The sequence below is a fragment of the Anaerotruncus sp. 1XD42-93 genome (genome assembly GCF_009917605.1).
Taxonomy (GTDB): Bacteria; Bacillota; Clostridia; order Oscillospirales; family Ruminococcaceae; genus Anaerotruncus.
Genome location: NZ_QZEG01000077.1, coordinates 1 through 10,012, shown reverse-complemented (window position 1 = coordinate 10,012; position 10,012 = coordinate 1). Strand labels below are relative to the sequence as shown.

Sequence of the window (10,012 nt, the reverse complement as noted above, 5' to 3'; positions counted from 1 at the left end):
ATATCGCTTCATGGCTCTATTTTCGCACTTTTATTTGGTTTGTGCAATATTTATTTTTCAAACAAGCCCTAGAGTTTATGTAGTGTTTTATTTCATCTCATTTTTCCGTGTTGACAATTTATTAATTTTTTCAAAAAATATATCAGGGTGACTCCGAAACAATATAGAAAATTATATAACGCTTAAAAGGAACTTTCGGCATAGAGCACAACAACACAACAGGAGTATTAGTTGATGGTAAAAGAATAAATACCCACGCTGACGGAAAGGAGGTGGCAACATGGGAAATTAGCTGTATTTGATATATCTGAACCGGGCGGTAGAATTGCGGAGAAGCTGTTCATGCTGTTAAGCACCCGCCAACGTCAGGAGTTAGTTGATTATCTTCTCGATTTCCAAAAGCAACAGAATAATCCGGCTGACAGCCCATGCGCCATTCCTGAAACTTATAGGGCGCAGACAGCCATTGATGAACCGTTTACAGAGATTCAAATGGGCGATTTATACTTCTGTCAGGAGCAACGGCTTGTATGTATTAGCGAGCAGGTAATTGAATTAACCGCTAAAGAATTTGACATTCTTGCTTTGTTGATCACCCACCCAAAGCGTGTATTTACTTATGAGTTGATTATGGAATTGGTCTGGAATGAAGATTATTCGCTCTATTCCCGAAAAGCAGTTAATAACCATGTGAGTAATCTGCGGAGGAAACTGAAAACTACATCTGGTTCCCCGGACTACATCAAAAGTGTTGTTGGTGTTGGTTACAAATTTGAAGTGACATAACAAAGGTCACAAGGTAAGGTTCTGCTTGCCTTGTGGCCTTTATTAGAGACTGCAATCTCCTGTTGTATTATTCGAGTAAAAGAACTATAATAAGAATGCTGGAGGTATGCGATATGGATTACATGACTCTGAAAGAAGCAAGTGAAAAATGGGGCATTACTCCCCGAAGGATAAATTATCTATGTACCGCAGGACGTATTCCTGGAGCTATGAAGATGGCAACAATATGGCTTATTCCAAAAACAGCACAAAAACCTATGGATGGCCGAAGAAAAGAAAGCAGGTGCCAAAATGGAAAGCAAAATTTTACTGGTTGATGATGAAAAGGATATTGTTGATTTGTTAGAGGAAATACTACAAAAAGAGGGATTTCACTCTGTTCAGAAAGCCTATACCGGGCTGGATGCCTTGAACATTTGCCGGGAATATCAGCCGGATGTGATTGTTTTGGATATTATGCTTCCTGACATTGACGGGCTGGAAGTCTGCAAGCAAATCCGGGAATTTTCCTATTGCTCCATCCTGTTTCTATCCTCAAAAAATGATGATATTGATAAGATCCTCGGCCTGTCTTACGGTGGCGATGATTACATTACAAAACCATTCAGCCCTCGTGAAGTGGTGTTCCGTATCAAAGCCCAACTACGCCGCCAACAATATCAAACAGCCCTTGCCGTGAATGACGCGGTCTGTTTGACCGTTGGACCGCTTTCGATTGATAAAGAAAGCTGCCGGGCTTATAAAGCCGGACAGGAAATCGGATTGACTGGCCGTGAATTTCTGCTACTGTCTTACCTCATGGAAAATGCAGATAAAATTATCAGTAAAGAGCGGCTTTATGAACAGGTATGGGGTGAGTACAGCAGCATTTGTGATAACACTATTATGGTGCATATCCGTCATTTGCGGGAAAAAATTGAGGATAACCCCTCTGCTCCACAGCAGCTTATCACCGTGAAAGGTTTGGGCTACAAGCTCAAAAAGAGGATTGATTAAATGAAACGATCAGGCTATCGCACGATATTTCATATTTACCTGATTTTCTTTCTGTCGCTGCTGGGAGCTGTTTTATTGGCAGGATGTCTTATTTTTATGACGATTTCCATTCAGACACCAGATGGCATAATCGCAAGAAGCGACTGGCCTAAAACATTTACAGAAGATTTCAAAGATCAGATTATTTTCATAGAAGCTGCGCCGCAGATTAAGCAGGCAGGGATAGCATTGTTACGGGACAATGGGGTTGGCATCCAGATTTTAGACCCCTCCGGCTGTGAAGTATTCAGCTATCAAGAGCCAGATCAGGTCAATACAATATATTCCAGTGCGGAATTGTTGCAGCTTTTTCAAACAGGAAAGTTAGAAAATAGCGAAACTACCACCTTTGTTGGTATAGCTTCCAACGCCGGAACAGATTATATTTATATTCTGTATTTTCCTGTGGATGTTTCTAAAGTCACAATGTACGTCAACGGGGAACGGTTTGCAGGAGGTAAAACCATCATTTTACCTATCCTTTCGGCTATGCTTTTGCTTGTCCTTATTTCGGGCGTTCTCTATGGAATTTTTACAACAAAGGCAATGAAACGGATGACGACATCCATTCAAGAAATTTCTCTCCGTAGCTATCTTCCTATTCAAGACCACGGCATGTTCCATGATTTGTATGATAGTCTGAATATATTGGATGCAGAAATCAGAGCCAGCGATCAACTACGAATACAAACTGACAAAATACGTGAGGAATGGATTGCCAATATCACCCACGACTTGAAAACGCCGCTTTCCCCGCTAAAAGGGTATGCGGAGATTCTACAAGAAACCGGCGGGAAAAGTCAGGAACAGAGCAGGCGTTATGCTGGAATTATGCTAAAAAATATTTCTTATATGGAAACACTTATTGACGATCTGAAGCTAACCTATCAATTAGAAAATGGTATGCTCCCTATCAACCGGGAGGAAAAGAATATCGTGCGTTTTCTAAAAGAACTGGCGATTGATATTTTGAATACCCCTGAATATGAAAACCGTACCATTCATTTTGAAAGTCCAGAAGAAATCGTTTTGTACTCATTCGATCAGACGCTTTTAACAAGAGCCTTTCGGAATGTAATCATTAACGCCTTTGTGCATGGGGAAGAACATACCGAAGTTACTCTGCGTCTGTTGGTATCTGATTCCACATTGGAAATTTATGTTGCCGATAATGGAAAAGGGATGAAACCAGAAACAACAGAACACCTTTTCGATCGCTATTATCGTGGAACTAACACCGAACAAAAACCAGAGGGAAGCGGATTGGGGCTGGCTATTGCCAAAGGTATTATTGAGATACACAGCGGCACAATTTCCGTTTCCAGTATTCCTACTGTCGGAACTACATTTCAAATTGAATTTTCTCTCCGTTAAGGTTAATTAAGGTTGCCTGAAAATTAGATTAAGGTTGGTAGGCTATCATTGTTTTAGTGATAGCTACCAACCTTTTTCTTGATTTATAAGGGGGTGACAACGTGAAAGAAAAAATAAAAAAGGTTGTTCCATTTATTCTGACGATTACGGCTACACTTTGCGTCGGCTTTATCCTTGTGGCGTTCTTATTACGCCCGCAAGTTTTGGATATAGGCACAGTTGATCTGAACACGATTGCAGATGGTGAGTATATCGGGGTATGCCAGAACAAAATTCTATTTGCTGTCGTTAATGTTGAGATACAAAACCATAAAATTATCGGTATTGAGGTTGTGGAGCATAAAGCCTCCTATATGGAGCAGGCTGAACAGATCGCCGGGGCGGTATGTTCCGAACAGTCATTAGAAGTTGACGCCATTTCTGGCGCTACCCTTACCAGCGATACCGTGTTAAAAGCAATCGAGAATGCATTAGTGGATGGTGCAAGCCTATCCGATAGAAAGTAGGTGTTATTTTGAAAATCATATTGAAATATATTTTCACAAATGTCAAAGAGAGAAAAACACGAACGGCTGTTATGCTGCTGTCAATTTTACTTTCTACAACCCTGTTGTTCGTATCCTTTTCCATTGGTGTATCGTATGAAAGCGCACAAAGGAAAATGGCTCGCGGTATGGCCGGTAGTGCGACACTATCTGTAAGTGCGGTAGATGGAGGGATTGATTTCAGCGTCCTGCCGGAATTATCCTCAATCAGCGCCGGCGTTGGAATGTTGGAGAGTTCGGCTCTTTACCACGAAAACGGTTATTATGAAACCATTGACTTGATAGCGGCTGACCTTACCCAGCTCGATCAAATCAATCCTCCCCGTTTAGCAAATGGCGGCGAAATTACGGATTTTACTGGCAATCAGGTGATCTTGCCAGACCGCTTTACTTCAAAATATGGAATGAAAGCAGGTGATACAATCACGCTGCAAATTGGTGGACAGCCGATCACTTTAGGGGTGGCGGGGATTGCTGCCTACGATACGGTTTTTCTCCGGCATACAAGAGGTGCAACCGCCCTTTTGCCTTTATCTACATTGTCCGAGCTGTCAGGAAAGACAGACGGATATACAGAAATTCTCATTGAACCGGCCGGGGGAACGACTACCGCTGAATTGAAAAATGAGCTGGTGGCGGCACTTCCTGACGGTGAATATAAAGTGTCCGAAGTAGTAAACGAGGCGCAGATCACCGCAGATGCAAGACAAAAATCCATGCCGTTTTTCCTGATTAGCTTTTTCTCCCTGACAATGAGTGTCTTTATCATTTACAGCAGCTACAAGGTAATCACCTTAGACCGGCTGCCGGTGATTGGAACATTCCGCAGTATTGGAGCTACACAAAAGGCCGTGACCCATATTCTTCTGCTGGAAAGTGCACTGTATGGTGTTATGGGTGGACTGATTGGTATTCCAGTGGGAACGGTGGTCTTGAAACTGATTTTACAGGGGATGGGCCAATCTCTTTCGCAGGGCATTGAGATTCCTATTGTAATTTCTCCATTCAGCATCATTTTTTCCTTTGCCGTTGCAGTAGTCGTGTCTTTACTTTCCGCATGGCTTCCGGTACGCCGGGCGAGCCGTCTGCCAATCAAGGATGTGGTGCTTGGCAGCGTGGAAGAAAAACATATCCCCAGGCGATTTATTGTTGGCGCTGGTGTTGTGCTTTTTGTAATTTCGGTTATTCTTCCAAATCTGGCATCAGGAAATATGCTGTATCTGGCCGGTGGATTCTCTTTGCTGGGGCTGATCGCCGCTACAATTTTGATCGTTCCGCTGCTGACGAACTTGATCTCTGCGGGACTGGAATATCTCTACGGCGCGGTCTTGGGTAATGAGGGCAGATTAGCCGCCCGGAATATGCGGGATAACAAAAACACTTCGCAAAATATCACATTGCTGTTTATCAGCATTTCCGCTGTAATTGCTATTACTGTTGTAGGGAATTTTGTAACCACCTATGTAAGCGATGTTTTCAATGGGGCCGAGCTGCAAGGCTTTGCAGACGGGTACATGGAGCCGGACTTTGTAGAGCAGGTTAAGGATATGGATGGGATTGAAAAGGTACTTCCTGTCTTTGTATATGAAAATCGGATGCAGGCAGACGGTATGACCTTCAGCCGTCTGGAGGCAACTGATAATCTGGAATGGTACAGCTCCATGTTGGCACTCCGCTATACGGAAAAAGGCATGGAAGAAAAAGCTGTTTCAGCCTTTGACGGGGAAAGAGCTATTTTGTTAAGTGAAAGCTGCATGGAGCGCACCGGCTTTGAAATAGGCGATACCCTGTCTCTGAATTGCGGCGCTGGACAAAACGATTATCTGGTAGTGGGCAGCTTCAAATCAAGGGCTACGGATGTGGAAGCGTTGATTTCTTCCACCTATGCAGTTTCCGATTTTGATGCCTCTGCCTATGACTTCCTCGCCTATACCGCCGCAGACCCGGACGCTATTATGGTACAAATTCGGGACCTGTTTGGCGAAACATCAAATTGGAGCCGGACGGTGGAGAAATTTAACACAGATGCCCTGTCTACTGTGGGAGCTTTTTTACGGCCTATGCACAGCATGACCTATTTTATCCTTTTACTGGCTGCTGTGGGGATTATCAATAACCTGTTGATTAACTATATTCAAAAGCGGCGAAGCATTGCCATGTATAAGTCTGTGGGACTTTCCAATCGGCAGAACATGAAAATGACATTAATTGAGGGATTTTCTTCTGGCCTGATCGGAGCTGTTATAGCAGTTTTTGTTTCCTATATGGAAATTCAGACGATTTTTCTTGTGGCTGGCCCTAAAATCTCGATGGTGCCGGAACTGGATGCAGTTACATTCCTGACCGCTGGCGGCATGGGAATGATTGTAACCCTGCTTGGCTCTGTTGTCCCGATCTTTAAGAGCCGCCATATGAAGCTGGTGGAAGAAATCAAATTTGAATAAGACAAGAAGATGGGAGGTTTTTTCAAATGAAATCATTCGTTGGCAATATAGCCGTTGAGGGAAAACATATCATAAAAGATTTTCGCCTTGGTGACACCACCACAAAGGTACTCAAAGATATTTCCTTACAGGTCACGCAGGGGGAATTTGTGTCTATTATGGGGCCGTCCGGCTCTGGAAAGAGTACGCTGCTCTATATTCTTGGAGGTCTTGATGCTCCAACCAGCGGCCATGTTCTTTTGAACGGTACGGATATTTCTCGTTTTGAGGATGAAAAAATGAGCCGTATCAGGCGGCAGAAAATTGGCTTTGTCTTTCAGTTTTATAACCTCATTCCCAACCTGAATGTAGAGGAAAACATCATGCTGCCCCTGCTTCTGGACGGCAAGAAGATGGGCGGCTACAAAAAGCAGCTCGATCGAATTTTAGAGATTGTCGGCTTATCTAATCGCCGTAAGCATAAGCCCCGCGAACTATCTGGCGGTCAGCAGCAGCGCGTGGCAATCGCCCGCGCTCTGATCGGGAACCCCGAAATTCTATTTGCAGACGAGCCGACTGGCAATCTGGACAGCAAGACTGGGGCCGAGATTATGAACCTGCTGCGTGAGATTAACCAGAATAGCGGCCAGACAATCATCATGGTAACACATTCGCCGGATGCAGCTAAAAGTAGCAGCCGTGTGATTACCGTACAAGACGGTATGATTTTTTAAGTATGTACTGAATGTAGTCAACATCTATAACTTAAGAAGGGTAGCATTTTGTAGATAAATTTTAGAATACAGTAGTGAAAGGGGTGGTGATATGGGAAATTAGCCGTATTTGATATATCTGAACCTGGCGGCAGAATTGCGGAAAAGCTGCTCGTGTTGTTAAGTGCCCGTCAGCGTCAGGAGTTAGTAAATTATCTTCTCGATTCTCAAAAGCAACAGAAGAATCCTGCCGACAGCCCATTCGCCATTTCCGAAACTAATAGGGGGCAGACAGTCATTGATGAACCGTTTACAGAGATTCGCATGGGTGATTTATACTTCTGCCAAGAGCAGCGACTTGTATATATTGGCGAGCAGGAAATCAAATTAACGGCTAAGGAATTTGACATTCTTGCTTTGTTAATCACACACCCAAAGCGGGTATTTACTTATGAGTTGATTATGGAATTGGTCTGGAATGAGGATTATTCCTACTATTCCCGTAAAGCCGTCAATAACCATGTGAGTAATCTGCGGAGGAAACTGAAAACTACATCTGATTCCCCGGACTACATCAAAAGTATTATTGGCGTTGGTTATAAATTTGAAGTATTGTGATAAAGGCCATGAGACAATTTTATTTGTCTTGTGGCCTTTATTATAATATGGGTTCTTTTGTAAAATCCGTTCGAGACCGTGATTACCTCAAAACACATTTTATATAAGCCTTACCAAAACTATGATGTTTCAGGAAAGAACATAGCATTTGCCCTTGTATAATCTCCCCAAAAGGAGGCTGATGAAGGATAAGCCTTCTGCGCTTCCTTTTCGGGGAGGGCTGATAAATGCTGCCAAAGGGGAATTCTCAACAGAATGGTTATTTTACATATAGAGCTTTATGCGCCGTAATCCATGTGGTATGGATTGCGGCGTTTTTAAGTTTGGCCGAATTTACAATAGTTTTATATCATACACCTTCCTGCGCGCCCATTCTTCTATGGGCGCGTATTTCATATATAAGCGGCTGTTACAACAAGGGTTATCCGCGCTGCCGCTCCCCACCCTCTGATTTCGATTTTGCTTATCAACCTAAAAATCGAAATTGGAGGAATTACCCATGAAAGAAATCAATCTGCGGGATTACTACCCATTTTATACACAGGACGCTATTGTTGAAGTGCCGGACGAGGTGGCCGATCTGCTTCGGGAATACAAATTAAGCGAGGCAGCGCATTTTCTGCGTACATACCGGCATAAAGCGTATTTTTCCCTGGACTATGACAAGAATGTTGAACATGATGCCCTTGTGATCGTGCTGGCACCGGAAGATATTCTGGTCCAGGAGGAAGAACATGCGAGGCTGTACCGTGCCATTGCCTTGCTGCCTGAAAAGCAGAGGAACCGGATATGCTCACATTATCTGCTTGGCATGAGCCTTTCGGAAATTGCCAAAAGCGAACACTCGGCGGTAAGCTCTGTGCATGAAGGAATCCAGCGCGGGCTCCGGCGTCTGAAAAAAATTCTGGAAGAAATTTGATCCAGCCCCCGAAAATAACCCTCAAAAATGAAATGAATAATAGAGGGACATATTCGGCGGGACAAGCCTGACGGGTGTGACCGCACAGCATATGCTCCGGCCCGCCCCAACTGAAAAACTGTCATAACTGCCACGCCCTCGCTTGCTCCTTGACAACCGAATATACGCTGTTACAGGTACTTCATTCTGTGTTCCGAGCGGCAGATGGGGCGGCGCGGCGATAGGCAGCCTAAGGAGGTGATGAATCCAGGCTGTCCGAGCGATAAACGCAACCCACGAAACCGGCTGTGGCAGGCAGGACGCGACGACGGCACAGATCACAATGGTACTTCTTCACGGCTTCCTAAGGACTTGGGGAGAGTTCCTGCGGCGTGCGCCAGCTCTGGCAAAGCGGCGGCGTATGCGGGGCTATGATGCGGTGACGCTATCCGCAGCCTGTAACAGCCCCGCCCTGGTAAATCAGGGCTTGCCGGGGGGCGTGGCAAATACGGCAGCTAATCGAAATCAGATACAATGGGCCGGGTCTGTGTCTGTATGGGTGCAGGTCCGACCTATTCATGTGGTTTTGATAACCAGGAATGTTCAGGAAGGAGTTGATATTATGGAACATGTAACTGCTGCTGGCGGAGCCGGAACATTGGTGGATATTCGGGATGTTACGGTTGACAGGGAGCTTTCACGTGAGGACCGGATTGCAGAATTTGTCCGTCAGATTAAAAACCCTTACCGCTTTAAGTGTGGGCGATTTACTGTCCACGCCAGTTTTGCCTCCAGCGGAGCCACCCTGGAGGAATGTATCAAAGGAATCCTCCGGTAAGCCGGATATTTTTCTGAAAGGGGCTGACTTTCCCGCGAAGTCGTGGTAGAATAAGAATCGGAAAAGGAATTGAATACGGCATAGCCGCACTTCTTGAATTGCGGGGATTTTTCTGCGCAACGAAAGGAGTGTTTTTTTATGCAGGTTTACAAAACGATTAAGTATATCCGTCTTTCTTATACGGATGACAAGTCAGTGGAAAGTGACAGCGTTGCCAACCAGCGGCGGCTGATTGACGACTACATTGCCCGGCACCCGGAGATTGAGGTTGTGGCGGAAAAGATTGACGACGGTTATAGCGGCGTCCTTTTTGACCGTCCGGCCCTCCAGGAAATGATGCGGATGATCGAGCAGGGAGAAGCCAACTGTGTGATTGTGAAAGACCTCTCCCGCCTGGGACGTGAGTACATAGAGACTGGCCGTTATATGCGCCGGGTATTCCCGGCCTACGGCGTCCGTTTTATCGCTATCAATGATAATGTGGACACGGAAAATGACGCTGCCGATGACCTTACCGTCTCTGTCAAAAATATTATGAACGAGGCATACAGCCGGGATATTTCCGTAAAGACCCGGAGCGCCCTGGATGTGAAACGCCGCAGCGGTGATTTTGTCGGAGCCTTTACCATTTATGGCTATGTGAAAACTGGTGACAAGCATAAAGGTCTGGAAGTTGACGAATATGCCGCGGGCGTGGTACGGGATATTTTTAGAACCTGTATTCACAAGGAGAAAAGAACGTGGTAAAATAGAGATATGGAAGAAAAAGGACGGGAGTCGTA

At 44.8% G+C, this 10,012-nt stretch carries 10 protein-coding genes and 1 pseudogene; all 11 read left to right on the top strand.

The features are described 5' to 3' along the window. Positions 1–342: 342 nt before the first annotated feature. A complete protein-coding gene (locus D5269_RS16045) occupies positions 343–786 on the top strand; it encodes a response regulator transcription factor (protein WP_120486795.1) in 444 nt (147 codons plus the stop codon). Positions 787–899: 113 nt separating this feature from the next. Further along, complete coding sequence (locus D5269_RS16040) at positions 900–1,103, top strand: helix-turn-helix domain-containing protein (protein WP_120486794.1); 204 nt, start codon at positions 900–902, stop codon at positions 1,101–1,103. After that, positions 1,078–1,782: a response regulator transcription factor gene (locus D5269_RS16035; protein ID WP_120486793.1), complete on the top strand. Its 705-nt coding sequence runs from the start codon at positions 1,078–1,080 to the stop codon at positions 1,780–1,782. The genes D5269_RS16040 and D5269_RS16035 overlap by 26 nt, the downstream gene beginning before the upstream one ends. Beyond that, positions 1,783–3,195 (top strand): HAMP domain-containing sensor histidine kinase, encoded by a 1,413-nt coding sequence (locus D5269_RS16030; protein ID WP_120486792.1) that lies wholly within the window; start codon positions 1,783–1,785, stop codon positions 3,193–3,195. Between the two features lie 101 nt (positions 3,196–3,296). Then, positions 3,297–3,701, top strand: coding sequence for an FMN-binding protein (locus tag D5269_RS16025; RefSeq protein ID WP_120486791.1), 405 nt, complete (start codon positions 3,297–3,299; stop codon positions 3,699–3,701). Positions 3,702–3,709: 8 nt separating this feature from the next. Continuing rightward, positions 3,710–6,184: an ABC transporter permease gene (locus tag D5269_RS16020; protein WP_207709149.1), complete on the top strand. Its 2,475-nt coding sequence runs from the start codon at positions 3,710–3,712 to the stop codon at positions 6,182–6,184. A 26-nt stretch (positions 6,185–6,210) separates the two neighbouring features. Continuing rightward, the gene (locus tag D5269_RS16015; protein ID WP_120486790.1) at positions 6,211–6,897 is read left to right on the top strand and encodes an ABC transporter ATP-binding protein; all 687 of its coding nucleotides are present in this window, start codon (positions 6,211–6,213) and stop codon (positions 6,895–6,897) included. A 153-nt stretch (positions 6,898–7,050) separates the two neighbouring features. Then, positions 7,051–7,494 carry a response regulator transcription factor gene (locus D5269_RS16010; protein ID WP_120486789.1) on the top strand — a complete coding sequence of 148 codons (444 nt, stop codon included), beginning with the start codon at positions 7,051–7,053 and terminating at the stop codon, positions 7,492–7,494. A 499-nt stretch (positions 7,495–7,993) separates the two neighbouring features. Beyond that, on the top strand, positions 7,994–8,413 hold the full coding sequence (locus D5269_RS16005) for a sigma-70 family RNA polymerase sigma factor (RefSeq protein WP_120486788.1): 420 nt from the start codon (positions 7,994–7,996) through the stop codon (positions 8,411–8,413). Positions 8,414–9,014: 601 nt separating this feature from the next. Continuing rightward, positions 9,015–9,230, top strand: coding sequence for a DUF6870 family protein (locus D5269_RS16000; protein ID WP_120486796.1), 216 nt, complete (start codon positions 9,015–9,017; stop codon positions 9,228–9,230). Positions 9,231–9,368: 138 nt separating this feature from the next. After that, a pseudogene (locus tag D5269_RS15995) lies at positions 9,369–9,944 on the top strand (recombinase family protein); the annotation flags it as partial. Between the last annotated feature and the right edge of the window lie 68 nt (positions 9,945–10,012).

What these genes read in the sequence shown, in the direction of transcription:
- D5269_RS16030 (WP_120486792.1), top strand. Translation starts at nt 1,783, where the DNA reads ATGAAACGATCAGGCTATCGCACGATATTTCATATTTACCTGATTTTC.
- D5269_RS16035 (WP_120486793.1), top strand. Translation starts at nt 1,078, where the DNA reads ATGGAAAGCAAAATTTTACTGGTTGATGATGAAAAGGATATTGTTGAT.
- D5269_RS16005 (WP_120486788.1), top strand. Translation starts at nt 7,994, where the DNA reads ATGAAAGAAATCAATCTGCGGGATTACTACCCATTTTATACACAGGAC.
- D5269_RS16000 (WP_120486796.1), top strand. Translation starts at nt 9,015, where the DNA reads ATGGAACATGTAACTGCTGCTGGCGGAGCCGGAACATTGGTGGATATT.
- D5269_RS16015 (WP_120486790.1), top strand. Translation starts at nt 6,211, where the DNA reads ATGAAATCATTCGTTGGCAATATAGCCGTTGAGGGAAAACATATCATA.
- D5269_RS16045 (WP_120486795.1), top strand. Translation starts at nt 343, where the DNA reads ATGCTGTTAAGCACCCGCCAACGTCAGGAGTTAGTTGATTATCTTCTC.
- D5269_RS16040 (WP_120486794.1), top strand. Translation starts at nt 900, where the DNA reads ATGGATTACATGACTCTGAAAGAAGCAAGTGAAAAATGGGGCATTACT.